Raw genomic sequence first — 24,183 nt, 5'->3', positions numbered from 1 at the left:
ACGTTCGATGATCCAGATACGCTTCAGGGTGGACAATGGTGGACTCGATCGGACCGAAGGGCTCAACGCCCAATGCCCGTATCGCTCCGGTGCTCGGAGCGGCGGCCGCCGCGAAAATCGCGTCGGCCATCGCCACGCCCGAGCAGCAGATGCAGGCGTCGCACCCGGTCGGTCAGCTGGCGCAGGAACTCGCCGCCAAGCCACCGGTGGATGCGGACCGCGTCGACCGGTTCCGCCGGGCGATCGCCGATGGCAGCTTCCAGCCCGACCCGCAGAAGGTCGCGGACCGGATGTTGTCGTTAAGGGGGGAATGGATCGATGACGCGGTGTGATGGCCTGATCAAGGTAATCGACCTGCTTCACGCCGAGATTGCGGCGATGAAGTCGAACGACGTCGACGCGTTGGACAAGGCGACCAATGCCAAGCTGGCCGCGCTCAACGACTTGGCGGCGATCGACGGCGGTATGCTGGAACCCGGTGTGCGCGAACTCGCCGAGGAAGCACAGCGGCTGAACGAGACCGCGCGGATCTATTGCAACCTGTTGGCGGCAAATGTCCGTCGCCGCCTGCAAATTCTTGCCGGTGACGCTGCCGGTGGCTACCGCGCCAACGGGCATCTCGCGGCGTACGCGTAATTTTATTCAACGAAATCTGATGGTCTTCTACTTCCCCTCCCGCCTGCGGGAGGGGCTAGGGGAGGGCATGTTTCTCGGGGGGGCGGCGCTGTTTCGACACGCCCTCCCCCAACCCCTCCCGCGAGCGGGAGGGGAGTTTAACCTAAACTGGCACGCTGCTTGCTGAGTGTTCCCCGTAACAGGGAGCATTCAGCCAAACCCCATGGGCGGCGTCGTAGCACTTACCGGAAATGTCGACCGCGTCAGGACGGCGATCGCGAATGCGAGTCGCTCGACCGGCATGGATTTCGACTATCTGCTCGGTCAGGCCCAGCTTGAGAGCGGGCTGAACCCGGGCGCGCGCGCCGGCACCTCGTCGGCCACCGGGCTTTACCAATTCATCGACCAATCCTGGCTCGGCATCGTCAAGCAGCACGGCGCCGAAAACGGCCTGGGCTGGGCGTCGAACGCGATCACCCGCTCGGGCAACCGCTGGGTGGTGAGCGATCCGCAGATGAAGAGCGCGATCCTCAACCTGCGCAACAATCCCGAAGTCTCCGCCACGATGGCCGCCGAATTCGCCGCGGACAATCAGGCGTCGCTCGAAAGCTCGCTTGGCCGCGGCGCCACCGGCACCGACCTCTATATGGCGCATTTCCTCGGCCTGGCCGGCGCCAAGTCGTTCCTCCAGACGATGCAGAGCAATCCCGGCGCATCGGGCGCGGCGATGTTCCCGGCCGCCGCCCGCGCCAACCGCTCGATCTTCTACGACGCCGGCGGCAATGCCCGCAGCCTGAGCGACATCTATCAGCGCTTCGCCGCCAAGCTCGACAAGGGCGCGGCCAAGGTCGGGGCGACCAGCCTGGCCTCCGACGCGCTCGACGGATCGGGCGCGACCGCGTTCGCCAAGGCCTATGGCATCAGCGCGTTCGAGACCGCTAAGGCGAATTTCGCCTCGCTCGCCTCGGTCACTGGGCTGGGCACCGGGCTGGGCGACGCGCAGGTCATCACCGGATCGGCGGATACCAGCGGCAGCGCCGCGGCCTGGGCCAAGGCGGCGCTGATGCGCGTCAACGGCGCGCAGGCCTCGACCGGCGCGCCGACCGATCCCGCCAATTCCGCCAGCGCGGTCAACCTTCTCCGGCCGACGCCCGACAATGCGCGGCTGGCCTATCTGATGCTTGCGAGCCTGGGAGCGTAACGCGTGCCGCCTGTCCTGAAGAATCTCCTCGCCGGCAACGTCCGCAACGCCGCCCTGCCGGGCGCCATCCTGCTGCTCGTCGTCCTCATGGTGGTGCCGATCCCGGCCGCCATGCTCGACATCTTCTTCGTGACCAACATCGCGATCAGCCTCGCGGTGCTGATGGTCGCGTTGAACGCGCAAAAGCCGCTCGATTTCTCCGCCTTCCCGACCGTTTTGTTGTTCGCGACCCTGTTCCGCCTCGGCCTCAACGTCGCCTCGACCCGCGTCGTCTTGGTCCATGGCCATGAGGGCGAGAGCGCGGCCGGCCATGTCATCGAGGCGTTCGGATCGTTCCTGATCGGTGGCGACTATGTCGTCGGCATCTTCGTCTTCTCGATCCTGGTGATCATCAACCTGATCGTGGTGACCAAGGGCGCGGGGCGCGTGTCCGAAGTGTCGGCGCGCTTCACCCTGGACGCCTTGCCCGGCAAGCAGATGGCGATCGACGCCGATCTCAATGCCGGCCTGATCACGCCCGACGAAGCCAAGGCGCGCCGCATCGAAGTGTCGACCGAGGCCGATTTCTACGGATCGATGGACGGTTCGTCCAAGTTCGTGAAGGGCGACGCGGTCGCCGGCCTGCTGATCCTGTTCGCCAACATCATCGGCGGCCTGATCCTGGGGCCGGTCAGCCACGGCATGTCGATCAGCGATGCGGCGCATAACTACATTCTGCTGGCGATCGGCGACGCGCTGGTCGCGCAGCTGCCGTCGCTCATGCTCTCGATCGCTGCCGCCGCGATCGTTACCCGCGTTACCTCGAGCCAGGATTTGGCCGGCCAGATCGGCACCCAGTTCGGCTCCGCGCGCACCTGGACCCCGGTCGCGGGCATCCTCGGCCTGCTCGGCGTGCTGCCGGGCATGCCGCATCTGGTACTGCTGTCGGCCGCCGCGATCGCCGGATTCGCCGCATGGAAACTGCGCCAGATCGCGCATCGCCCGCCGCCGCCCGCGCCCGCCGCGCCTGCTCCCGATCTGTCGAAGATCGGCTGGGACGAAGTCAGCGACGGCATGCAGATCCATCTCGACATCGGTTACGGCCTGGTGCCGCTGGTCGATGAACGCCGCGGTGCGCCGCTGATGGGCCGCATCACCGGCGTCCGCCGTCAGCTCAGCAAGGACCTTGGCTTCGTCGTGCCGCAAGTGCGCGTCCGCGACGACATCAACCTCGCGCCCTACACCTATCGCATCATCGTCGGCGGCGTCGTCATCGCCGAGGACCAGGCATCGGCCGACGAGATGCTCGCGCTCGATACCGGCCAGGGCGTCGGCGAATTGCGCGGCAAGAAGGCCAAGGACCCGACCTTCGGGCTCGACGCGACCTGGATCCAGCCGGGCGACGCCGATGCCGCGACCGGCCAGGGCTATCTGGTGGTCGATGCCGGCACCGTGGTCGCGACGCACCTCAACCATCAGCTCGGCCAGAACGCCTCCGACATGCTCGGCGCGGACGAGGTCCAGCAGCTGCTCGAGGGGCTGAAGGAACGCAATCCGCAACTCGTCGCCGCGCTGACCCCGGCGCCGCTGCCGCTGACCACCTTGACCCAGGTGCTCAAGGGCCTGCTGGCCGAGGGCATCAGCCTCAAGGAATTCCGCCGCATCGCCTCGGCCATCGCGGTCGCCGCACAGCGCACGGTCGACGCCGAAGAGATTATCGAGGCGATCCGCCCCGATCTCGGCGGGCTGATCATCCAGAAATTGTGCGGCGTGCACGAGCCGTTGCGCGTGATGACGCTGGAGGGGCAGCTCGAAGGGCTGCTCGGCCAGGCGGTCCGCTCGGACCCGTCGCGCCGCCACACGATCGAACCCGATCTCGGCCGCCGCATCGTCGACGCGCTGACCCAAGCGGCGGCACCGCTCGTCGCCGAAGCCAAACCCTTCGCGCTCGTCGTCCAGCCCTCGATCCGCCTCGCGATCCGCAAGCTGGTCAAGACCTGCCTCCCCGACACTCCAGTGATGAGTTTCTTCGAAGTGCCTGAAGAGAAATCAGTCGAAGTCGTCGCCGTGATCGGCGCTCCCCAGGCGCTCGCGGCATGAGCGCGGAACCGATGATGGGCGCGTTCGCCAACGCCCAACCGATCCCCGGCCCGCTGACCTATGGCCGCACCGGCGCCGATATCGACGCCTTGGTGCGCAAGCATTCGCCGCTCGTCCGCCGCATCGCCTGGCATGTCCATGGCAGCATTTCAGGCGTGTGCGAGGTCGAGGATCTGGTCCAGATCGGGCTGGTCGCCTTGGTCGAGGCGATCCACGGTTTCGAGGATCGCGGCCAGGTGACGTTCGAACAATATCTCGCCACGCGCCTGCGCGGCGCGATGATCGACCAGCTCCGCCGCCAGGCGACGCTGACGCGCGGCGCGATGCGCCGGCGCAAGCAATATCAGGAAACGGTCGCGTCGCTGACCGTCGACCGCAAGCCGCCGGCCGAGGCCGATGTCGCCGAGAAACTCGGCGTCAGCGTCGAGAAACTGCGCGCCGATTATGCGAGCGCGGAGGCGGTCCGGTTCGACTCCTTGGATGAGGTCTATACCGACGACGGCCCGTGGTTCATGTCCGACGAGCCCGACGCGTTCGAACAACTCGCCGAGGCCGATCTGCGCGAGACGCTGGTCGGCGCGATCGCCGCGCTGCCGGAGCGCGAGGCGCAGGTGGTGCAGCTTTATTATGTCGAGGAACTCAACCTCGAGGAGATCGGGCATGTGCTGGGCGTCGGCGCCGCGCGCGTGTGCCAGATCAAGGCGTCGGCGCATGCGCGGTTGAAGAAGGCGCTGGCGAAGGCGGTTTGAGGGGGCGGGTGACTTTTCAGGCGAGCCCCAGATCGAATGATTGAACCTGGCGTTGGCCAGGCAATGCCGCAGCGCGGACCGGCTCGTGCAAACGTCACGCCCCCTCGCGGGCCCGTCATTCCTCGTCCTGGGGAGCGATTCGGCTACTTTGCGGAGGTCAATTTCGCGAGCGTCAACCAGTAACCTGCTCTAAAATGGATGCATCTCCGGTTGCACCGGACTTGCCCACTATGCTCTCTGCGAGCTTCGAACAGGGAGCATCCATGAGCCGCATCGCATCTTGGCTGAGGGGATCGGTCGCTGCCGTGACTATTATGTCGTGCAGCGCTTTGGCGCAGGAGACGACCACCTACTCCTATGACGGTTTGGGCCGGCTCCAGGGCTCGACGATCGCGGGCGGAACCAACAATGGCCGCAAGACGGGAACATGTTTTGACGCGGCGGGCAATCGCACGCGTTATGACGTGGCGACCAGCACTCCCGCGGTGTGTCCGACGCCGACGCCGACCCCGACCTCCACGCCTTGAGCCCAGTCGGGGAAGGGTCGGTACGATTTGCTGAATTTCGGGGGAAAGATGAAATTCCTAGTCGCATGCATCGTGGTTCTTACTGCGGCCCTGATGACGACCAATGCGTCGGCCCAGGACGGCACGGGAACGTTAAAAACGGTTCCCGCCGAGAAATACGCGGTCACTCCGGGGGGCGTCGACATGCGAACCGGCCAATATGTCTACAAGAGCACTGATCTTTCCGCGGGACCGGCGGATGGCGGCGGGACGTTGGCGCTGACGCGTAGCCTGGAATATCAGGTTAACGGGCATATCAATCCCTTCGCCAACTTCTCCCACAGCTGGGACATCATGCTGACCCAGAAGCGTATCAATATTCAGCAAGGCAATTATTACGACGGCTCCGGACAGGATTATCAGGTCAGCATCTATTACGGCGGTCGCGCGCAGACGTTTCGGGCCGGGTCAACCAGTCCCTTTTCCGTCGAGTCCAAGGCGGGTTGGGGCGGCCTTACGTATAGCGGCGATCGCAATGCGGGCACGGCCATCTACACTTATGCCGCGAGTGATGGGACGCAGATCGTGTTCAGATCGCCGGGAAACAGCGATTGTTCGGCGATGATCGCCTGCGCCTTCGCGTCGTCTATACTTCTTGCGGACGGCACGAAATACGCCCTGGCCTACGAAACGCAGTCGACCGGGACGAACCGCGCGCGTCTCAAGACGGTGCAGAGCTCGCGAGGTTACGCCCTCTTGTTCGAATATACGGGCGCCAACTGGAATCTGGCGTCGAAAGCCTGCGTCCTCAATCTCGCGCTCGCGCCGATGCCGACATCGGGGTCCTGCCCGATTGGGGCGGCGGCAACAGTCAGTTACGGCTATACGTCCTATAATGGCGATCGGCTGGCTAGCGTGATCGATGCGGTCGGGAAGACCTGGTCATATACTTATGCCACTTCGGGAACCGCCATGGCGATGGGGTTCAAGAAACCTGGTGCCGGCGCACCGTGGCTGACCAACTATATCGACGTGCGACCCAATAGCGAAGGCGTGGCGCAAGAGAATGTCGGCTATCAGAGCTTCGCCGACGGGAGGAGCTATACTTACACCTATAATTTCCCGCCAGAAGTCGATGGCGTTCCGATCAGCGTTGCCGGCGGCAGCTATACCGACAACAATGGACGCACGAGCAGCGTGGTGTTCGATTTCCCCGTTACACCCGGCACTGGCGCAGGGGGAGTTTGCCACCTTTATCCGTGCACGCCGACCAATGTCTGAATGGTCGAATTTCAACAAACCAGCGGACCTGTCACCGTTACCGATCCGCTCAACCGCACGACCAAGTTTCATTACTGCGATTTGAATGCGGAGGCGAACCTGCCTCCGACCTATCATAATCGCTGCTACGTGACCCAATTGCAGTGGATGCTCGATCCCGAAGGCATCAAGACCTATTACACTTGGGACAATGTCGACCAGAACATCCTGCAGATCCGTAAGGTAGCCAAGTCGGGCAGCGGACTGGCGGATGTCACCACCTCCGCAACCTATGACTGCACTCATCGGGCATCGTGCGCCAAACCAACCTCAACGACCGACGCCAAGGGGAATGTAACCACCTATACCTACGATCCGACCCATGGCGGCATTCTGACAGAGACCGAGCCCGCGGTATCAGTGAACGGCGCGGGCACGTCGATCGCGGCGGTCAAGCGCTACGGCTACACCTTGCGCAAGGCGTGGGTCAGCAACGGCGCGGGAGGCTACACCCAGAACACCGATGGTGTCTATCTGCTGACCAGCGAGAAGACGTGCAGGTCGACCGCAACCAACCTCTCGACCGACAATTGCGCCGGCGGCGCGGCGGACGAGGTGGTGACTGCCTATGATTATGGACCGGATAGCGGACCCAACACCCTGATACTCAGGGGAACGACGGTCACCGCCGATGTCGGCGGGACGATCACTACGCTGCGCTCCTGCTTCTGCTATGACGCGCTCGGCAACAAGATCAGCGAGACCAAGCCGCGCGCTGGCTTGACGGTGTGCCCGTGAGCGCGCGGCGTCTCTGGGCGGCCGCGGTCGCCGCCGCGCTGGCAATCCTCCTGCCGATGGCGGCGAGCGCGCAGGCCTCGCCCTCCGCTTTTACCTCGGCAACGCGATACGACGCGGCGCGGCGGGTGACGGGCTCGATCGCGCCCGATCCCGACGGGGCCGGATCACTCCATTACGCGGCGACCCGCAATACCTATGACGATGCCGGCCGACTGATCCGAATCGAAAAGGGCGAACTCGCGAGCTGGCAATGGGAAGCCGTCGCGCCGGCGTCGTGGCCCGGGTTCACCTTGGCCGCGAAGACGGAGACGAGCTACGACGCGCTCGACCGCAAGGTGCTGGAAACGAGCTGGGGCTGGGATGCTACCGCTTCGGCTTGGGTCCAGAGCGGCGCCACTCAATATAGCTACGACACATCGGGCGAGCTCGAATGCATCGCTGTTCGGATGAATCCGGCGACGTGGGGTGCTCTACCGACATCGGCGTGCGCAATGGCGACGACCAGCGCCACCTACGGTCCCGATCGCATCACCAAGAACGTCTACGACGATGCCGGGCAATTGCTGAAGGTCATCAAGGCCTATGGCGTGGCCGGCCTGCAGCAGGATTACGTCACTTACACCTATACCGATAACGGCAAGCAGAAGACGCTGAAGGACGCCAACGGCAATCTTGCGACCTATACCTATGATGGGTTCGACCGGCTGGCCGCTTGGGCGTTCCCGTCGAAGGCGACGACCGGCAGTTCGGCGGCGTGCACGATCGGGACGATCGCGGAGGCGACCGACGCGTTTGGCAATACGGTGGCCGGTCCATCGGAAACGAGGGCCGCCGGCGACGACTGCGAGAAATACGCCTACGACCGCAACGGCAACCGCGCCAAGCTGATGAAGCGCGACGGCAACGTCATCCGCTACGCGTTCGACGCGCTCGATCGCAACACGATCAAGGACATCCCGGGCGGAACCGCGGCCGACGTCTATTACGGTTATGACCTGCGCGGCCTTCAGACGTTCGCGCGCTTCGGCTCGGCGACGGGCGCCGATACGGTCGACAATGTGTTTGACGGGTTTGGGCAGCTTTCCTCGCAGACGACGGCGATTGGCGGGGCAAGTCGCTCGGTGAGCTATCTCTACGACGCTGACGGCAACAAGATGCGGATCACCCATCCCGACGGCAATTACTGGACGTACGATTATGACGGGTTGGGCCGTGTGGCGGCGGTCAAGGAGAACGGGACAACAACCATCGCGACGATGGCGTACAATGCGGCGGGCCTAGAGGGTAGCGAGACGCGCGGCGGCGTGGCGACGACGTTCGGCTATGACGCGATCGGGCGGCTGTCGTCATTGTCGGACGATCTTCCCGGAGGCACGACCAACGACATCACGACGACCCTGTCCTATAGTCCCGCCAGCCAGTTGATCAGCCGCACCCGGACGAACGCCAGCTATGCCTGGCCCGGTTATGTGAACGTCAGCCGGCCATACGCGGCAAATGGTCTCAACCAATATGCGACGGCGGGCAGCGCGACGTTCGCTTATGATGCGAACGGCAACCTCACGTCGGACGGAACCGCAAGCTACACGTACGATGTCGAGAACCGAATGGTAGCGACGACGTTCGATACCGGTGCGACGCTGCTCTATGATCCCCTGGGGCGCTATTATGGCTCGATCCAGGGGTCGGCGACAAAGACCGTCCTATATGACGGCGACCAACGGATCGCCGAATATGACGGCGCGGTCCTGTCGAAACGCTATGTGCTTGGCGCGGGCGAGGACAATCCGCTGTTCTGGTATGACGGTTCGACCCTGAGCGACCGGCGATCGCTGCAAGCGGACGAGCGGGGGTCGATCACGTCGGTGGTGAACGCCGCAGGTACTTTACTCTCGATCAACTCCTACGACGAATATGGCATCCCGTGGTCGCAATTCGGCAAGTACGGCTTCACCGGGCAGGTATGGATCCCCCAGGTGGGCTGCTGGTATTACAAGGCCCGGTTCTACTGCCCTACAATCGGGCGGTTCATGCAGACCGATCCGATCGGGTATAAGGATCAGAATAATCTTTATGCTTATGTCGGGAATGATCCGGTGAACAAGACCGATCCCACGGGAAAAGAAGCCGGGAGTTGCTATGGAAATTCAGGGGCTTCTTGTGGTATGGTGGGCGGCAATTTGCCGTCGCTTGGCGATGTTATCGATGCCGCAGGATATGTCTTAGCCGGAGTGGAGATTGCCCTAGGTGGAGGGCCAGAAGACCCAGTGGGAGACGTGGCGGCGGCAGCGACAATCCGAGGAGCTAGGGCGCTATCAGCAGAAGTAAGAGGCGGAGAGACTGCTGCAGCGGCGGCAGGGCGTCAGGCTCATCGAGAATTGGCGGAGCGTGTTGCTCAAAAGCCTGGGTGGCGATCTGAGCCTAGGATGAAAGGCGCTGATGGAAAGACTTACAAACCCGATGTAGTCACGCCGCGTGGCAGAATCATGGAGCTTAAGCCTAACACACCTTCGGGGCGCGCTGCTGGCGCTAGACAGGCAAATAAATACAGTGAACAACTCGGACGACCTGCACGTCCCATATATTATAAGCCACCCCCTCCGCCCACTCCTAAACCTTGGTGGAAGTTTTGGTGATGTTGAAAAAGAAACTCTTATTAGAGATAAATGATCTTCTAGAGAAATATCAGTTCCGAAAACTCGACGCGACCTGGAACCGGGAATCCGGTGATTTTATCGATGTAATTGATCTACAAGTCGCTAAATCGGGAGACACTTTTACCATCAACGTTGGGGCGGCAGAAAAGTCAGTTCTTATTAAATGCTGGGGTCCGGATAGCTTAGAATTTGTTGCGGAATCCGCATGTACGATCCGTGCTCGTTTGGGAGAGTTGGCGTGTGGCAGAGATGTCTGGTGGTCGCTCAGGGAAGAAAGCAGTATTGAGGAAGTCCTATACGGAATTGATAATTCTGCAATTCCCTTTCTGCGGCTTAGCCACAGCATCGATCGAATGATCGAATCGTTGGAGAGCAACCCGTCAGCCAGGAGCTATCCTCCCGAGGCTATATACCTTGCTCTGCTATACCATCGAAGGGGAGAAGGCGACCGCGGTCTGAATATGTTGAGAACGTTACGGACTAAGTTCTCCGGTGGTTGGCGTGAGAAGGTGTCAGAAATTTTGAATGGATTGGAACTAAAGTGATAGTTTACTAAATGCCCGGCGCGTGGGTGGAATTACGGTGACAGTTTACTAAATACACCAAATTGGAGTCAGTTTGCCGCCGCGCGTCATATGGCTCGCTAGGATAGCCGCATGGCTCGTCTTCCCCGCTTGGTGCTACCCGGCTTTCCCTATCATGTGACCCAGCGCGGCCATCGCCGGCAGCAGACCTTCTTCGAGGATGGCGATTACCAGCTGTATAGCGATCTGTTAGCCGAAGCCGCGCGCAAGGCTGGCGCGGAGATCTGGGCGTATTGCCGCCGTTCGCCATCATTTCCCGGCACTGGCCTGCTCCGCGATCAGCTTGCGATACCAATAATACGAATCCTTCGGCGTCCGGCGTTGCGTGGCGTAATCGACCCGCACGAGACCGAAGCGTGGTCCATAGCCGTCGGCCCATTCGAAATTGTCGAGGATCGACCACACCAGATAGCCGCGCACATCGATGCCGGCATCCATCGCCTTCCTGACCGCGCGGATATGGGCATCGAGGAACGCGATCCGGTCGGCGTCATGCACCGCGCCCCGCGCAACGGTGTCGGTGTACGCCGCGCCGTTTTCGGTAATGACGATCGGCGGCAAGGCGGTGCCGTAGCGATCGCGCAGCCCGAGCAGCACGTCGGTCATGCCTTGCGGGTCGACTGGCCAGCCCATCGCGGTTCGCGCGAATTTCGCCGGCGGCGGCGCTTCCTCGATCGGCTGGGCGCTGCCTGGCGGACTGACGCGCATGAAGTTGGTATTGTAATAATTGACGCCGAGAAAATCGAGCGGCTGGGCGATCGTCGCCAAGTCGCCGTCCCGCACGGCCCTCGCGGTGAGGGCGTCCGGCAATTCCGCCAATTACGGYGACGTGGCGTAATTGAGGTAGCCATCCTCCTGCATATGCGGAGTCGCCCAGGCAGGTGCTCCAGGCAGGAGGATGACCGATGAAGATTTTCGCAGCATTGGATGTTGGGGACAAGGCCACGCACATTTGCGTGCTGGATGGCGAAGGCGCGGTCGTGTGGCGTGGGGTCTGTGCGACCGACCCCGACGTGGTGGCGTCCACGCTCGAGCGGCATGCGGCCGGGGTGGAGCGGGTAGTTCTGGAGACCGGTCCGCTATCGGCATTCCTCTATCACGGGCTGGTCGAGCGCGAGGTGCCGGTGGTGTGCATCTGTGCGCGCCACGCCAAGGGCGCGCTGTCGGTGCGGGTCAACAAGAGCGATGTGCATGATGCCGAGGGCCTCGCGCAACTGGCACGCACTGGCTGGTTCAAAGCGGTGCATATCAAGGGGAGCGCGACCCACCTCGACCGGGCGCAACTCAAGGTGCGCGAGCAGCTGATCCGTGCGCGCCTGGCGATGGCCAACCAACTGCGCGGGCTATTGAAGCTGTTCGGCCTGCGGATGGGCAAGGTCACCACACCGGGCAAGCGCGCCGAACGCCTGGAAGCGCTGCTCGCCCAGAAGCCGGAGTTACGGCCGATCCTCGCGCCGCTGGTGGCGGGACTGGAGGCGCTGGATGTGCAGATCGCAGCCTCGACGCGCAGCATCAAGGCGCGCGCCGCGGCCGATCCGGTGGTCGCGCTGCTGATGACCACACCGGGTACCGGACCGATCACGGCGCTAACGTTCAAGAGCAGCATCGAGGATCCCACACGCTTCGAACGCGGCGAGGATGTGGGGGCGTTCGCTGGCCTTGCACCGAGACGAAGCCAGTCCGGCGAGCGCGACGTTCATGGCCGCATATCCAAGGCCGGCGATCCGATGCTACGCTCGGCGCTCTACGAGGCAGCCAACAACCTGCTCTGCAGGGTCAAGCGGCCATGCCACCTGCAGACTTGGGGTAAGGCACTCGTCGCGACCAAGGGCGCCAAGCGCGCCCGTGTCGCGGTCGCCCGCAAGCTTGCCGTCCTGCTCCACCGACTCTGGATATCCGGCAATAGCTTCCAATGGGCCTGAAGGCTCAGACTGACCGGACATCCAGACGAGCGACCTCGTTGCACGTGTAGAGCATCAAGCTCGTCGGTGACCTGGAGGCGCTCGATAGTTACCGCCTGACCGCAACCATGATGGCATCGACAATCACAGCTCCTCAGTCAGTCGATGACCTCGAAGACAACCATAGATGACGGTCGCGCATACTTGAGAAAAACCACATCATGCCAATATCAATTAGACAACACGTGCAACAACCCCTTTACTGAGATCAATCACTCGCGAATCTGGACAGCCGTCGGCGGCCCGCGGAATGTTCGTCGTGCCGATCCCATTTGGCGATTGCCATGCAGGGCATGTTTTGCAACTGATAGCGCTATCATAGTCGGCGCGCCCTTCCAAGCAAGGCCGTAGCGAACAATTGAAGTGGGAGAGAACCGGATGGGCGGCGGCAGTATCGTGGTTTTCGCGCTCCGTGTGGCGGCGATAGCGCTGATCGCCGGTAGCGGCGCGGCCAACGCGAAGGAGATTCCGACAGGACTCGATGCGAATGGGCACCTCAAGCTAGTCTCGCCAAAAGGCGACCGTGCCTTCGCTTACCAACGCCTCGCCGATGGCCTGCAATTGCATGTCAATGGTGTCACCAAGAATATCATCTTCTACGGCCCCGACACGGTGCGGGTGAACGCCAATCTGGGCGAGAATTACTGGACGGCGCCCAGCATCGTCATTGTCAAGAAACCGCAGCCGGTTCCCTTCACGATCGCCGAGACGCCGAGAACCCTGGCGATCATCGGTCAGAAGCTGCGGATCGAGGTGGACAAGGCGACAGGGGCCTTGCGCTTCCTCGATCCGAAGGGGGGGCTCTTCACTCAGGAAAAGGCGGATGGGCCGCAGGAGCTGAAGAAAGTCACCATCGCGGGCGCCCCTAGCTATGAGGCGACCAACAGCTTCACCCTGCGCCCGGACGAGGCGATCTACGGCTTCGGTTTCACTGGCGACGATACCAGCAACCGGCGCGGCAAGGACCTGCTCCTCGTCCAGACCAATGTCGGCATCATCATTCCCGTCATGATGTCGACCCGGCGTTACGGCATAATGTGGGATACTTATTCCCAGATGCGCTTCAAGGATGATGCGGGCGGCGCCTCCCTCTGGGCCGAAAGCGCGCCGGGGGGCGTCGATTATTACTTCATGGCGGGCACGTCGGCGGACGACGTGGTCGCCGCCTATCGTGCACTCACCGGACAGGTGCCGATGTATCCGAAGCAGGCGTTCGGCCTGTTCATGAGCAAGGAGCGTTACAAGACCCAGGCGCAGCTGCTCGATATCGCGCGCACCTTCCGCAAGGAGAGGTTCCCGCTCGATTACATCGTACAGGACTGGCAATATTGGGGCTCGGACAAAGACGGCAGCTGGAGCGGGATGACATGGGACCCGACCCGCTATCCCGATCCGGGCAGCATGACTCGCCAGCTCCACGACATGAACCTGAAGCTGATGGTGTCGATCTGGCCGTCGATCGGCAACGATACCACGCTCGCGCGCGCGTTGGACGCGCACCATCTGCGCTTCGAGCCGCTGCACTGGATCTCGAAGCATGCGCGTGTCTACGACGCCTATAGCCCGCTCGGGCGGCAAATCTATTTCAAGTACATCAAGTCAGGCCTGCTCGATCAAGGCGTCGATGCATTGTGGATGGACGGCACCGAGGTCGAGGTGAGCAGCGCCATGTGGAACGCGGCCGACAATATCCGCGACACCAAGGCGCTCGGCTCCAACGCGCTCGGCGACTTCTCGCGCTATCTCAACCCCTATTCGTTGCTGACGACGCAGGGGACCTATGACGGCGAGCGCGCGACGAGCAACAAGCGCGTCTTTACCCTCACCCGATCGGCTTGGGCCGGCGCACAGCGTACGGGCGCGGCGTCGTGGAGCGGCGACATCTCCGCGAGCTGGAAAACGCTCAAGCAGCAGATCGCCGGTGGCGTCGACGTGACCGTGACGGGCAACCCCTATTGGACCAACGACACTGGCGGCTTCTTCGTTTCAGATTTCCCCGGCGGCGAGCAGAATCCGGCATGGCGAGAGCTGTTCGCGCGATGGTTGCAGTTCGCGGCGTTCAACCCGATCATGCGCATTCACGGCACCGACGTCGAGCGCGAGCCCTGGCGTTTCAAGACGCTCGACCCGCAAGTCTATGCCTCGCTGCTCGACAGCACGCGCCTGCGCTATCGGCTGCTACCCTATATCTATGGCTTGAGCTGGAAGGTCACGTCGGCGGGCTACACGCTGATGCGGCCGCTGATGATGGACTTCCCCGACGATCGGGCGACCGACACGATCGACGACAGCTTCATGTTCGGGCCATCTTTGCTCGTCCATCCCGTAACGCGAGCAATGTATCACATCCTGCCGCCGCCGGCGGCGACGGTGCCGACCGAGTATCTGCGCACGCCCGATGGCCGGCCGGGGCTTGCCGGCCAGTATTTCGAGGGCGAAAAGTTCGAAACGCCGAAAGGCCGCTTCGTCGATACCAAGATCGATCACAACTGGCCCGACCCGCCCCTAGCGGACATTCCCGGCGGCCTCGCCAGCCTCAGTGACTTTTCGGTCCGCTGGCAAGGCACGCTGACCGCGCCCGAGGACGGCACTTACGAACTTGGGCTGGAAGGCGATGACGGGTTCCGCCTGATCGTCGACGGCAAGACGATAGTGTCGAACTGGCAGGTTGGCGCCGCGCGCTACGAGGGCGCCAAACTGTCCTTCCGCAAGGGGCAGCAGGTTGCCGTCAAGATCGAGTATTTTCAGGGTGGCGGCAATCGTTCGCTGCGCTTCGGCTGGCGACTGCCGAGCGAGTTGAACGCTACGGGAAACGCTACCCAGGTACTCGATACCTCGGTTTCGACCTATCTGCCCAAGGGTGCTGACTGGTTCGATTTCTGGAACAACCAGCGTCTCTCCGGCGGGCGAACGGTGACGCGGGACGCGCCGCTCGACATAGTCCCGCTTTATGTCCGCGCCGGCTCGATCGTGCCGATGGGGCCGGAAGTGCAATATGCCACCGCCCAGGCTGACGCCCCTTATGAGGTGCGCATCTATCCGGGCGCCGATGCCCGGTTCACGGTTTATGAGGACGACAACGAGACCTACGATTACGAGAAGGGTCAGCGCGCGACATACGATCTCGTCTGGGACGACAAAGCCCGCACCCTGAGGGTCGGTGCGCGGCAGGGGGCGTTTCCGGGCATAGTGAAGACGCGGGAGCTTGATCTCGTGCTTGTTGCGACCGCCGGCCAGGGTGGGCTGGCCCCCGCCGCGGCCGCCAAGCGCATCACCTATGCCGGCCGCCCGATGGCGGTCCGTTTTTGATGCCGAATGGACGTCGCCAAATGCGCCTCAGCCTTCATAGCCGGTCGGCATGTGCTTTGATGGTCAGGTTGATGAAAGTCGCTCGAATGCAAGCCAGCCGCGATACCCACGTCGCCGAAATCCATCATTTCGCGGCACCGGTCTGATCCGCGATCAGCTTGCGATACCAATAATACGAATCCTTCGGCGTCCGGCGTTGCGTGGCGTAATCGACGCGCACGAGGCCGAAGCGTGGTCCATAGCCGTCGGCCCATTCGAAATTGTCGAGGATCGACCACACCAGATAGCCGTGCACATCGATGCCGGCGTCCATCGCCTTCCTGACCGCGCGGATATGGGCGTCGAGGAACGCGATCCGGTCGGCGTCATGCACCGCGCCTCGCACGACATCATCGGTGAAGGCCGCGCCGTTTTCCGTGATCACGATCGGGGGCAAGGCGGAGCCGTAGCGATCGCGTAACCCCAGCAGCAGGTCGGTCATTCCCTGCGGATCGACTGGCCAGCCCATCGCGGTTCGCGCGAATTTCGCCGGCGGCGGCGCTTCCTCGATCGGCTGGGCGCTGCCCGGCGGACTGACGCGCATGAAGTTGGTGTTGTAATAATTGACGCCGAGGAAATCGAGCGGCTGCGCGATCGCCGCGAGGTCGCCGTCGCGGACCGCCGTCGCGGTGAGGGAAGCGGGCAATTCGGCGGGGTAGCGGCCGAGCAGCAGCGGATCGACGTGCAATCCCCAATAATAGAGCGTCATTGCCTGGGCAGCCGGTTCGTCCCGCGCCGGATCGGCCGGCCGCACCATCGCCAAATTCTGGGCGATGCCGATCTGCGCCTTGCGTTTCACCGTCGCGCGGAGCGCCTGGACGGCCTTGCCGTGCGACAACAGCAAGTGATGCGCGACCGGGAAGGATTGCGGCATGTCGAGCTTCAGCCCCGGCGCGTTGACGCCGAGAACGTGCCCGAGGACATGGTGCATGAAGGTCTCGTTATGCGTGATCCAGCGCGGCACGCGATCGCCGAGATGCTCCGCCATGATGCGCGCATAATCGGCGAACCGATCGCACGTGTCGCGGTTCTGCCAGCCGCCGGCATCCTGCAACTTTTGCGGCAAATCCCAGTGAAACAGCGTCGGCATCGGCGCGATGCCCTTGGCCAGCAATTCGTCGACCAGCCGCGAATAGAAATCGAGACCCTTGGGATTGGCCGCGCCGCGGCCCTCGGCTTGAATCCGGGGCCATGCGATCGAGAACCGATAGGCCCGCGCGCCGAGTTGGCCGATCAACTCCACGTCCTCGCGATAACGATGATAGTGATCGCACGCGATGTCGCCATTGGCGTTACCCGCGATAGTACCGGGTTGGCGGCAGAACGTGTCCCAGATCGACGCGCCGCGACCGTCCTCGTTTACGGCGCCTTCGATCTGATAGGAGGACGCTGCCACTCCCCATAGAAAATCGCGTGGGAACGCCGGCATGGCGGGTTGTGCCCCGGACTTCGACGCCGCGATCAGGCCAGGTGCCGCGATCGTCGCGCCCGTCGCCAGTACGAATTCACGCCTCCGCATGCTCGCTCTCCCACCTCCCCATGGTCTCGGCCGCGGCGGCACAAGCGGGGTAGTTAGCCTGATCAAAGAGCGCATCAAAACAATAGTCAACGCTATATTTTAGCTTGGGGTCGCGTAACCAATAGCACCTAAATCTGATGCGCCGCGCGACTGTCCTTCGGTGCTTCGTCCCGCTCCTCCATCCCATAGTCCCGCAGCACCCGCGCCACGCGAAGCCGATAATCCGCGAACACCCCGCCGCGCCCCGCCGCCTGCGCATGGCGATGGTCCTCGGTGTTGCGCCACGCGGCCACCGCCGCCTCGTCACGAAAGAAGCTCAGCGACAGCATTTTGCCGGGATTGGCCAGGCTCTCGAACCGCTCGACCGAGATGAAGCCGTCGACCGCCTCCAGTTCGGGTTTCAGCCGTGCGGCGATGTCGAGATAGCTGTCGCGCTGTCCCGCGGCGGGCTCGACCTCGAAGATCACCGCGATCATCGGTCGACCCTCGCCAGGAAGATGCGGTCCTCGCGCCGGATGAAGCGCTCGCCCTGCGCAAAGGCGAAGTTCTTGCGCCCGAGCGGATGGTCCTTGAGCCGCGCGCGATAGGCTTCGTACTCGGCCAGGCTCTCGATGTTGTAGACGCCATAAGCGGTGGTCGCCGATCCCTCATGCGGGGCGAAATAGCCGATCAGATCGGCGCCGCATTCGGGGATCGCCTGGCCCCAGGCGCGGGCATAATCGACGAACGCGTCGCGGCCCCAGGGCTCGATATCGTAGCGGATGAAGCAGGTGATCATTCGGTCTTCTCCAAAGTGTGCGGGCACTTTAGCGATTCCGGCCGCGGCGATGGTTCGGTACAGATCGAACCATGAGAGAAGGACCCTATATCGCCGAAATCGCCGCACTGATCGGCGACCCCGCACGCACCAACATGCTGACCGCGCTGATGGATGGACGCGCGCTGACGGTGAGCGAGCTGGCGCAGGTCGCGGGCATCACCCTGCCGACCGCGAGCGGGCATATATCGCGGATGGAGACGGCGGGGCTGCTCGCCGCAGAGAAACAGGGGCGGCATCGCTATCTGCGGCTGTCGGGGCCGGATGTCGCCACCGCGCTCGAGGCGCTGATGGAGCTTGCCCAGCGCACCGGCGCGGTCAGGGTGCGGACGGGACCGCGCGATCCGGCGCTGCGCGAGGCGCGGGTGTGCTACGACCATCTCGCCGGCGCGCGCGCGGTGGCGGTGGCGGCGAAGCTGGCGGACGAGGGGATGATGGTCGACCACGGACTGACCGATGCCGGTCGCGCCTGGCTTGCCGAGCGTGGGTTCGTACGCGGGGACGGGCGGCGGCCGTTCTGCCGCACCTGTCTCGATTGGAGCGAGCGGCGGCACCATCTCGGCGGTGCGCTCGGTGCGCAGATCTTGAGCCGCGCGCTCGACGAAGGCTGGGCACGGCGCGGCGAGGGCAGGGTGATCGATTTCGGCCAGCGCGGCGCGGCGGCGTTCGACCGGTTGTTCGGGCTTTAGGGTGAGGCATTCAGTTTTCCAGCTCCCCTCCCTGCAAGGGAGGGGTTGGGGGTGGGTGCGCGTGTCCGCGCGCTCACAAAGACTCATAGGCCGTCGCCAAACCCACCCCTTGATCCCCTCCCTTGCAGGGAGGGGAGAATCGTAACGTCGATATGGCCTAGATCCCCGCAACGCCGCGTAGCGCCGCCGCGTCGAGCACCCGCAGCGACCGATAGCCCGGCGCGACCCAGCCGCGTTTGGCCAGTGCCAGAATATGCCCGCTCGCCGATTTGCGGCTGAGCCCGCACATTTCGGCGAGATCGGCCTGGGTCGCGGGAACCTCACCCTTGTCGTCGGCCAGTTGTGCCAGCCGCGCCGCGACGCGTTCGCGCGGCGACAAACAGAGGTTGAGCGCCGCATTATGCACCGCGACGTCTAGCTGGTCGTAGAGCAAGGCCATCGTCGCCGGCCACGCACCCGGCTGGCGCGCCGCGATCCCCGGCAAGGCGGCGTCGGGGACCAGCAGCACGCGCGCCGCACGCTGGGCGCGCGCGGTCACGATCCGCCGTCCGCCGCCGAAGCGTCGGGACTGGCCGATCGCCTGGCCCGGCCCCGCCAGCCCGAGCAGCACGTCGCGGTCGGGGCCGACGCTCGCCTCCAGTCGCAACACGCCCTCGATTACTAGACACAAACCCGGCTCCTCATCGCCCTCCGAATAGATCCATTGCCCGGCGTCGAGCATGGCGACACGTCCGGCTGCGATCAGTTCGGCGGCGAGCGCGGGGTCGAGCGTGGCAAACCAGCGGCCGTGGCGCAGAGTGTTGAGCAATTCCATCGGTCAATTGCTACGATCGTAGCAATTCAGTCGCAAGCGGCGCGATAGTGTCGCGGGCAAAGGAGAGGACTCATGACCATCCAGATTCGCCCGATCGCCGATCATTGCGGCGCCGAAGCCAGCGGCATCGACCTGCGCGACCTCGACAACGCCGAGATCGAAACGCTCAAGGCGGCGCTCGCCGATCGCGGCGTGCTGTTCATTCGCGATCAGGAGCTGACGCCTGAGGATCATATCGCCTTCGCTCGGCGCTGGGGCACGATCGACATCAACAATTACTTCCCGGCGAACGGCGGCCACCCCGAGATCGCCGAGGTGCGCAAGGCCGAGACGCAGACCACCAATATCGGCGGTGGCTGGCATACCGATCACAGCTATGATCAGGTCCCGGCAATGGGCTCGATCCTGCTCGCGCGGGAAACCCCGCCGACCGGTGGCGACACGCTGTTTGCGAGCCTGGGCGCGGCCCATGATTCGCTGTCGGACGGGCTCAAGGCGACGCTCGAGGGGCTGCGGGCGGTGCATTCGGCCGATCACATCTATGGCCATGACGGCATCTACGCGAAGACCGACCAGGCCGCCGATCTCAAGGGGCATGAGATCCGCGCCAATGCGGTCCATCCCGTGGTGATCCGCCACCCGGTGACGGGCCGCAAGATCCTCTACGTCAACCCCGCCTTCACGCTCCATTTCGAAGGCTGGACGCGCGAGGAGAGCATGCCGTTGCTCGCCTATCTCTATTCGGTCGGCATGCGGCCGGAGTTCCAATGTCGGCTGCAATGGGCGCCGGGCTCGCTCGCGATCTGGGACAATCGCTCGACCTGGCATTGCGCGATGAACGATTATCAGGGGCATCGGAGGGTGATGCACCGCATTACGATTTCGGGGGTGGCGTTGAGCTGAATTCCCTCTCCCTTTGGGAGAGAGAGGGAGCGCCGAAGGCGCGGAAGGGTGAGGGCATAGCGACGCCCACCAGCCTGCCCTCACCTTCCAACTCGGCTGCGCCGAGCGGGCCCCTTCCTCTCCCAAAGGGAGAGGAAATCGCGCCAGATTTAAGGCGTTAAGCTGGATCGAAGGCGACCGCGCCAGATGGGAGCATGTCGGATTTGCAGCGTGATCAGGCCCTGAGCTGGTCCGGTCGCGCCGCCTGCGGGTGAGCGCCGGCACCGCGTTTCACGGTCCAGGCGAGGACGATCGGCACGAGATTGACCAGGCTACCGATGTGCCAGCCGTGCCATCCCGGCCCGACATTAAAGCTGATGATCATCAGGCCGATCCACGCACCCGCCAGTGCTGCGTCGCGTAGCCGGTAATATGTGATCACGATCAGCAGGATGTAGAGCGCGATTCCGATCAGCGCGCCGATCCAGTCGGGACCGCCCAGCATGTTGAGGATCGCAGGAAGCCCGAAGGCGGCAAGCAACAAGATGACCGACGCTATCCTGTACGGCGTGCGCGCGGCACAGCTTTGCACGAACGAGCCCATGCGCGCTTTCTATCCTGTCCGATGCCTGCGTTCCAGGGATAGTGACGTCGCGCCGGCCGTCGTGCGCCACGCCGTCGGACGTGCGGCCCGCCGCCCGACGTGACGAGTCCCGGATTTGCCGCGGGCAAATCCGGGCCGTCCGCTACTTCATCAGCACCAATTCCTCCGCCATCGTCGGATGCAGTGCCACCGTCTGGTCGAACGCGTCCTTGGTCAGTCCCGCTTTCACCGCGACCGCCGCCGCCTGGAGGATCTCCGCCGCCTCCGGCCCGATCATGTGGATGCCGAGGATCTTGTTGGTCTCGCCGTCGCAGATCATCTTGTAGAGCGCGCGCTCGTTGCGGCCGGCCAGGACGTTCTTCATCGGGCGGAAGTCGCTGACATAGACTTTGACCGAACCGAATTTTATCTTGGCCTGGCTCTCGGTGAAGCCGACGCCGGCCATCTGCGGGTGGCTGAACACCGCGGCGGGGACGCAGTGATAATCGACCTTGGTCGGCTTGTTGCCGAAGATCGTGTCGGCAAAGGCTTGGCCTTCGCGGATGGCGATCGGGGTCAGCTGGATGCGGTCGGTGACGTCGCCCACGGCGTAGATGCTCGACACGGTCGAGCGATTGTCCTCGTCGACCTTGATCGCGCCTTTCTCATTGAGTTCGACTCCCGCCGCGTCGAGCCCGAGATTCTCGGTATTGGGCACGCGGCCGGTGGCGAACATCACGCAATCGACCTCGATTGGCGCATGGTTCGACATCGACACCTTCAAGGACCCGTCGGCCTGCTTCTCGATCCCTTCGAACTTGGCGTTGAAGCGGAAATCGATCCCCTTCATCATGCTGATCTGTAGCAGCCGGTCGCGGATCTGCTCGTCATAGCCGCGCAGGATCTGGTCGCTGCGGTTGATCAGGGTCACCTTGGCGCCGAATTCGTGGAAGATGCCGGCGAATTCGTTGGCGATATAACCGGCCCCCGCGATCAGGATGCGCTTGGGCACGCTTTCCAGGTGGAACGCCTCGTTCGAGGTGATGCCGTATTCGTGGCCGGGGCAGGTCGGGATGTGCGGCCGCGCGCCGGTCGCGATCAATATGTATTTGGAGGTGACCTCGCGTCCCGATGCCAGGCGGATCGAATTGGGGCCGGTCAGCTCGGCGCGCTCGTTGATGACCTCGACCTTATGGCTGTCGAGCGTGGTGTTGTACGCCTTGCTGATCCGGTCGACTTCCTCGAACACATTGCCGGTCAGCGTCTTCCAATCGAACTTGCAGTCGGCCGGGACATCCCAGCCGAAGCGCCGCGCGTCCATCAGATCTTCGGCGAAATGCGCGCCATAGACGAGCAGCTTCTTGGGAACGCAGCCGCGGATCACGCAGGTGCCGCCAACGCGATATTCCTCCGCCGCCGCGACCCGCGCGCCATGCGCCGCCGCTACCCGCGCCGCGCGCGTGCCGCCAGATCCGATGCCGATGACGAACAGGTCGTAGTCGTAGTCAGCCATTCACTCTTCCTTCGTCACCCCAGCGAACGCTGGGGTCTCGTGCCGTATTTCCCCGCCTGAGATCCCAGCTTTCGCTGGGATGACGGTTGTTACCCAAACGCCCGCTTGATCAAATCCTGGGTCGAGGCGTCGAAATCGCCGCCGCCCTTGGCCGCCGCCTTGGCCATTTCCTTGCCCAATTCGACGCCGAACTGATCGAACGAATTGATCCCGAGCAGCACGCCCGACACGAACACGCGATGCTCGTGATAGGCGATCAGCGCGCCAAGGGTGCGCGCGTCGAGTTCGTCGAGCAGCAAGGTGGTCGACGGCCGGTCGCCGGGATAGGCGCGGGCGAGGTCGTCGGGATTCTCGCGGCCCTTCATCAGCGCGGCGCCCTGCGCGAACATGCTGTTGAGCAGGGTCTTGTGATGGTCCTCGCTCAGCGTATCGGCCTGTTCGATCACGCCGATGAATTCGAGCGGGACGAGATGCGTGCCCTGGTGGAGCAACTGGAACACCGCATGCTGCTGGTCGGTGCCGACCCCGCCCCAGGTGATCGGCGCGGTTGGACGACCGACGGGCTTGCCCTCGATCGTCGCCCCCTTGCCGTTCGATTCCATCTCGAGTTGCTGGAGATAGGAGGGGAGCAGCCGCAGCCGCTCGTCGTAGCAGAAGACGCCGCGCGTCTCGCAGCCGAACGCCTGGGTGTAGAGCAGGTCGGTGAAGGCGGCGAGCGCGGGGACGTTTTCGTGCAGCGCCGACAGCCGGAAATGGCGGTCCATCTCGGCCGCACCCTCGAGCAGTTCGGAAAAAGCGTCCCAACCGAGCGCCATTGCCGCCGGGAAACCGATCGACGACCAGAGCGAATAGCGCCCGCCGACCGTATCCGCGAACGGCAGGACGCGGGTCTCGTCGACGCCCCATTCGATCGCCTTGTCGGGATCGGCGGTCAGCGCGACGACGCGGCCATAAGGGTCCTCGACTCCGCCCGCCTGCATCCACTCGATCACGCTTTCGGCGTTGAGCATCGTCTCGGTGGTGGTGAAGGTCTTGGACGCGATCGCCAGTACGGTCGCGCTCGGGTCGAACCGCTTGAACGCTTCCTCCAGCGCCAGCCCGTCGACGTTCGAGACGATCGCCACTTCGTAGCGATTGGCGTCGCGCCCCAGCGCGTCGATCAGCAGATCGGGACCCAGCGCCGACCCGCCGATCCCGACGTGCAGGATATTGCGGATCGGCCCCAGCGCCTCGGCCTCGATCGCGTCGATCAGCGCGCGCATCCGGGCGTGGAGTGCCTGCGCCGCGGCGACGTCGTCCTTGGCACCTTCGCCGCGCTCGGCGGTGTGGGTGACGGCGCGGTTCTCGGTGACGTTGATCACCTGGCCCGAAAACAGCGCCTCGCGCTTGCCGGCGAGGTCGCTCGCCTTGGCCAGTTTCTCGAACGCCTTGATCGCCTCATCGGTCAGATGCGTCTTCGACCAATCGAAATGAATGCCGGAAACGTCGGCCGAATATTTGCCCAGCCGCTCGGGATCGTCGGCGAACAGCTTGGTCAGGGGGATGCGCTTCAGCGCCTCGATCTCGCTCCAATCGGCCATGTTTGGGTTCCTTATTCGACACTGGGGC

General features: G+C 63.6%; 22 protein-coding genes. 14 read left to right on the top strand and 8 right to left on the bottom strand.

The genetic code is table 11. The features are described from left to right. Nucleotides 1-35 precede the first annotated feature (35 nt). The 10 genes from flgM (at nt 36) to AC1DQQ_RS09200 (ending at nt 10,410) form a co-directional block, all read left to right on the top strand. On the top strand, nt 36-332 hold the full coding sequence (flgM, locus tag AC1DQQ_RS09245) for a flagellar biosynthesis anti-sigma factor FlgM (RefSeq protein ID WP_478044976.1): 297 nt from the start codon (nt 36-38) through the stop codon (nt 330-332). Further along, nucleotides 319-636 (top strand): flagellar protein FlgN, encoded by a 318-nt coding sequence (locus AC1DQQ_RS09240; RefSeq protein ID WP_478044974.1) that lies wholly within the window; start codon nt 319-321, stop codon nt 634-636. The genes flgM and AC1DQQ_RS09240 overlap by 14 nt, the downstream gene beginning before the upstream one ends. A gap of 202 nt (nt 637-838) precedes the next feature. Then, entirely contained in the window at nt 839-1,816 is a 978-nt protein-coding gene (locus tag AC1DQQ_RS09235) for a lytic transglycosylase domain-containing protein (RefSeq protein WP_478042491.1), read from the top strand. A 3-nt stretch (nt 1,817-1,819) separates the two neighbouring features. Continuing rightward, a complete protein-coding gene (flhA, locus tag AC1DQQ_RS09230) occupies nt 1,820-3,895 on the top strand; it encodes a flagellar biosynthesis protein FlhA (RefSeq protein WP_478044973.1) in 2,076 nt (691 codons plus the stop codon). After that, nucleotides 3,892-4,644 carry a sigma-70 family RNA polymerase sigma factor gene (locus tag AC1DQQ_RS09225; RefSeq protein WP_478044971.1) on the top strand — a complete coding sequence of 251 codons (753 nt, stop codon included), beginning with the start codon at nt 3,892-3,894 and terminating at the stop codon, nt 4,642-4,644. The genes flhA and AC1DQQ_RS09225 overlap by 4 nt, the downstream gene beginning before the upstream one ends. A 263-nt stretch (nt 4,645-4,907) precedes the next feature. Beyond that, nucleotides 4,908-5,171: a hypothetical protein gene (locus AC1DQQ_RS09220; protein WP_478042488.1), complete on the top strand. Its 264-nt coding sequence runs from the start codon at nt 4,908-4,910 to the stop codon at nt 5,169-5,171. A 93-nt stretch (nt 5,172-5,264) separates the two neighbouring features. After that, nucleotides 5,265-6,431: a hypothetical protein gene (locus tag AC1DQQ_RS09215; RefSeq protein ID WP_478044970.1), complete on the top strand. Its 1,167-nt coding sequence runs from the start codon at nt 5,265-5,267 to the stop codon at nt 6,429-6,431. Beyond that, entirely contained in the window at nt 6,432-7,208 is a 777-nt protein-coding gene (locus AC1DQQ_RS09210; protein WP_478044968.1) for a hypothetical protein, read from the top strand. Beyond that, complete coding sequence (locus AC1DQQ_RS09205; protein WP_478044966.1) at nt 7,205-9,844, top strand: RHS repeat domain-containing protein; 2,640 nt, start codon at nt 7,205-7,207, stop codon at nt 9,842-9,844. The genes AC1DQQ_RS09210 and AC1DQQ_RS09205 overlap by 4 nt, the downstream gene beginning before the upstream one ends. Beyond that, on the top strand, nt 9,844-10,410 hold the full coding sequence (locus AC1DQQ_RS09200; RefSeq protein ID WP_478045275.1) for a DUF4304 domain-containing protein: 567 nt from the start codon (nt 9,844-9,846) through the stop codon (nt 10,408-10,410). Before AC1DQQ_RS09205 ends, AC1DQQ_RS09200 begins: the two co-directional genes overlap by 1 nt. A gap of 288 nt (nt 10,411-10,698) precedes the next feature. On the opposite strand, the gene AC1DQQ_RS09195 is transcribed toward AC1DQQ_RS09200, so the two are convergent. Then, nucleotides 10,699-11,232 carry a glycoside hydrolase family 1 protein gene (locus AC1DQQ_RS09195; RefSeq protein WP_478044964.1) on the bottom strand — a complete coding sequence of 178 codons (534 nt, stop codon included), beginning with the start codon at nt 11,230-11,232 and terminating at the stop codon, nt 10,699-10,701. A gap of 122 nt (nt 11,233-11,354) precedes the next feature. Between AC1DQQ_RS09195 and AC1DQQ_RS09190 the strand changes: the two genes are divergently transcribed. Continuing rightward, on the top strand, nt 11,355-12,371 hold the full coding sequence (locus AC1DQQ_RS09190; RefSeq protein ID WP_478044963.1) for an IS110 family RNA-guided transposase: 1,017 nt from the start codon (nt 11,355-11,357) through the stop codon (nt 12,369-12,371). A 417-nt stretch (nt 12,372-12,788) separates the two neighbouring features. Continuing rightward, nucleotides 12,789-15,719 carry a TIM-barrel domain-containing protein gene (locus AC1DQQ_RS09185; protein WP_478044962.1) on the top strand — a complete coding sequence of 977 codons (2,931 nt, stop codon included), beginning with the start codon at nt 12,789-12,791 and terminating at the stop codon, nt 15,717-15,719. A gap of 124 nt (nt 15,720-15,843) precedes the next feature. Here the strand turns inward: AC1DQQ_RS09185 and AC1DQQ_RS09180 are convergent, their stop codons facing one another. From AC1DQQ_RS09180 to AC1DQQ_RS09170, 3 genes are all read right to left on the bottom strand, one after another. Beyond that, the gene (locus AC1DQQ_RS09180; protein WP_478044960.1) at nt 15,844-17,277 is read right to left on the bottom strand and encodes a GH1 family beta-glucosidase; all 1,434 of its coding nucleotides are present in this window, start codon (nt 17,275-17,277) and stop codon (nt 15,844-15,846) included. Nucleotides 17,278-17,405: 128 nt separating this feature from the next. Beyond that, entirely contained in the window at nt 17,406-17,753 is a 348-nt protein-coding gene (locus AC1DQQ_RS09175) for an antibiotic biosynthesis monooxygenase family protein (protein ID WP_478044959.1), read from the bottom strand. Further along, nucleotides 17,750-18,055 (bottom strand): NIPSNAP family protein, encoded by a 306-nt coding sequence (locus AC1DQQ_RS09170; protein WP_478044958.1) that lies wholly within the window; start codon nt 18,053-18,055, stop codon nt 17,750-17,752. The genes AC1DQQ_RS09175 and AC1DQQ_RS09170 overlap by 4 nt, the downstream gene beginning before the upstream one ends. A 71-nt stretch (nt 18,056-18,126) precedes the next feature. Here AC1DQQ_RS09170 and AC1DQQ_RS09165 point away from each other — a divergent pair, with 71 nt between their 5' ends. Further along, the gene (locus AC1DQQ_RS09165; RefSeq protein ID WP_478044957.1) at nt 18,127-18,783 is read left to right on the top strand and encodes an ArsR/SmtB family transcription factor; all 657 of its coding nucleotides are present in this window, start codon (nt 18,127-18,129) and stop codon (nt 18,781-18,783) included. A gap of 157 nt (nt 18,784-18,940) precedes the next feature. Here AC1DQQ_RS09165 and AC1DQQ_RS09160 read toward each other — a convergent pair whose 3' ends face one another. Continuing rightward, nucleotides 18,941-19,597 carry a Crp/Fnr family transcriptional regulator gene (locus AC1DQQ_RS09160; protein ID WP_478044955.1) on the bottom strand — a complete coding sequence of 219 codons (657 nt, stop codon included), beginning with the start codon at nt 19,595-19,597 and terminating at the stop codon, nt 18,941-18,943. 72 nt (nt 19,598-19,669) lie between these two features. Here AC1DQQ_RS09160 and AC1DQQ_RS09155 point away from each other — a divergent pair, with 72 nt between their 5' ends. After that, nucleotides 19,670-20,500, top strand: a complete 831-nt coding sequence (locus tag AC1DQQ_RS09155; protein ID WP_478044953.1) for a TauD/TfdA dioxygenase family protein — start codon at nt 19,670-19,672, stop codon at nt 20,498-20,500. Nucleotides 20,501-20,714: 214 nt separating this feature from the next. Here AC1DQQ_RS09155 and AC1DQQ_RS09150 read toward each other — a convergent pair whose 3' ends face one another. The 3 genes from AC1DQQ_RS09150 to pgi all read right to left on the bottom strand — a co-directional run bounded on the left by AC1DQQ_RS09150 (nt 20,715) and on the right by pgi (nt 24,155). After that, the gene (locus AC1DQQ_RS09150) at nt 20,715-21,083 is read right to left on the bottom strand and encodes a hypothetical protein (RefSeq protein WP_478039413.1); all 369 of its coding nucleotides are present in this window, start codon (nt 21,081-21,083) and stop codon (nt 20,715-20,717) included. A 142-nt stretch (nt 21,084-21,225) separates the two neighbouring features. Further along, nucleotides 21,226-22,575 carry a glutathione-disulfide reductase gene (gene gorA, locus AC1DQQ_RS09145; RefSeq protein WP_478030719.1) on the bottom strand — a complete coding sequence of 450 codons (1,350 nt, stop codon included), beginning with the start codon at nt 22,573-22,575 and terminating at the stop codon, nt 21,226-21,228. An 89-nt stretch (nt 22,576-22,664) separates the two neighbouring features. Continuing rightward, nucleotides 22,665-24,155 (bottom strand): glucose-6-phosphate isomerase, encoded by a 1,491-nt coding sequence (gene pgi, locus AC1DQQ_RS09140; RefSeq protein ID WP_478039415.1) that lies wholly within the window; start codon nt 24,153-24,155, stop codon nt 22,665-22,667. Between the last annotated feature and the right edge of the window lie 28 nt (nt 24,156-24,183).

It is taken from the genome of Sphingomonas sp. P4_G3 (genome assembly GCF_056401105.1).
Note: the sequence above shows the minus strand (reverse complement) of the source record. Positions and strands in the feature narration are given on the sequence as shown.

Bases quoted from the DNA above. Each gene is read 5' to 3' on its own strand.
- flgM (WP_478044976.1), top strand. From the start codon at position 36: ATGGTGGACTCGATCGGACCGAAGGGCTCAACGCCCAATGCCCGTATC.
- AC1DQQ_RS09240 (WP_478044974.1), top strand. From the start codon at position 319: ATGACGCGGTGTGATGGCCTGATCAAGGTAATCGACCTGCTTCACGCC.
- AC1DQQ_RS09235 (WP_478042491.1), top strand. From the start codon at position 839: ATGGGCGGCGTCGTAGCACTTACCGGAAATGTCGACCGCGTCAGGACG.
- AC1DQQ_RS09225 (WP_478044971.1), top strand. From the start codon at position 3,892: ATGAGCGCGGAACCGATGATGGGCGCGTTCGCCAACGCCCAACCGATC.
- AC1DQQ_RS09220 (WP_478042488.1), top strand. From the start codon at position 4,908: ATGAGCCGCATCGCATCTTGGCTGAGGGGATCGGTCGCTGCCGTGACT.
- AC1DQQ_RS09215 (WP_478044970.1), top strand. From the start codon at position 5,265: ATGACGACCAATGCGTCGGCCCAGGACGGCACGGGAACGTTAAAAACG.
- AC1DQQ_RS09210 (WP_478044968.1), top strand. From the start codon at position 6,432: ATGGTCGAATTTCAACAAACCAGCGGACCTGTCACCGTTACCGATCCG.
- AC1DQQ_RS09200 (WP_478045275.1), top strand. From the start codon at position 9,844: ATGTTGAAAAAGAAACTCTTATTAGAGATAAATGATCTTCTAGAGAAA.
- AC1DQQ_RS09190 (WP_478044963.1), top strand. From the start codon at position 11,355: ATGAAGATTTTCGCAGCATTGGATGTTGGGGACAAGGCCACGCACATT.
- AC1DQQ_RS09185 (WP_478044962.1), top strand. From the start codon at position 12,789: ATGGGCGGCGGCAGTATCGTGGTTTTCGCGCTCCGTGTGGCGGCGATA.
- AC1DQQ_RS09180 (WP_478044960.1), bottom strand. From the start codon at position 17,277: ATGCGGAGGCGTGAATTCGTACTGGCGACGGGCGCGACGATCGCGGCA.
- AC1DQQ_RS09175 (WP_478044959.1), bottom strand. From the start codon at position 17,753: ATGATCGCGGTGATCTTCGAGGTCGAGCCCGCCGCGGGACAGCGCGAC.
- AC1DQQ_RS09170 (WP_478044958.1), bottom strand. From the start codon at position 18,055: ATGATCACCTGCTTCATCCGCTACGATATCGAGCCCTGGGGCCGCGAC.
- AC1DQQ_RS09165 (WP_478044957.1), top strand. From the start codon at position 18,127: ATGAGAGAAGGACCCTATATCGCCGAAATCGCCGCACTGATCGGCGAC.
- AC1DQQ_RS09160 (WP_478044955.1), bottom strand. From the start codon at position 19,597: ATGGAATTGCTCAACACTCTGCGCCACGGCCGCTGGTTTGCCACGCTC.
- AC1DQQ_RS09155 (WP_478044953.1), top strand. From the start codon at position 19,670: ATGACCATCCAGATTCGCCCGATCGCCGATCATTGCGGCGCCGAAGCC.
- AC1DQQ_RS09150 (WP_478039413.1), bottom strand. From the start codon at position 21,083: ATGGGCTCGTTCGTGCAAAGCTGTGCCGCGCGCACGCCGTACAGGATA.
- gorA (WP_478030719.1), bottom strand. From the start codon at position 22,575: ATGGCTGACTACGACTACGACCTGTTCGTCATCGGCATCGGATCTGGC.
- pgi (WP_478039415.1), bottom strand. From the start codon at position 24,155: ATGGCCGATTGGAGCGAGATCGAGGCGCTGAAGCGCATCCCCCTGACC.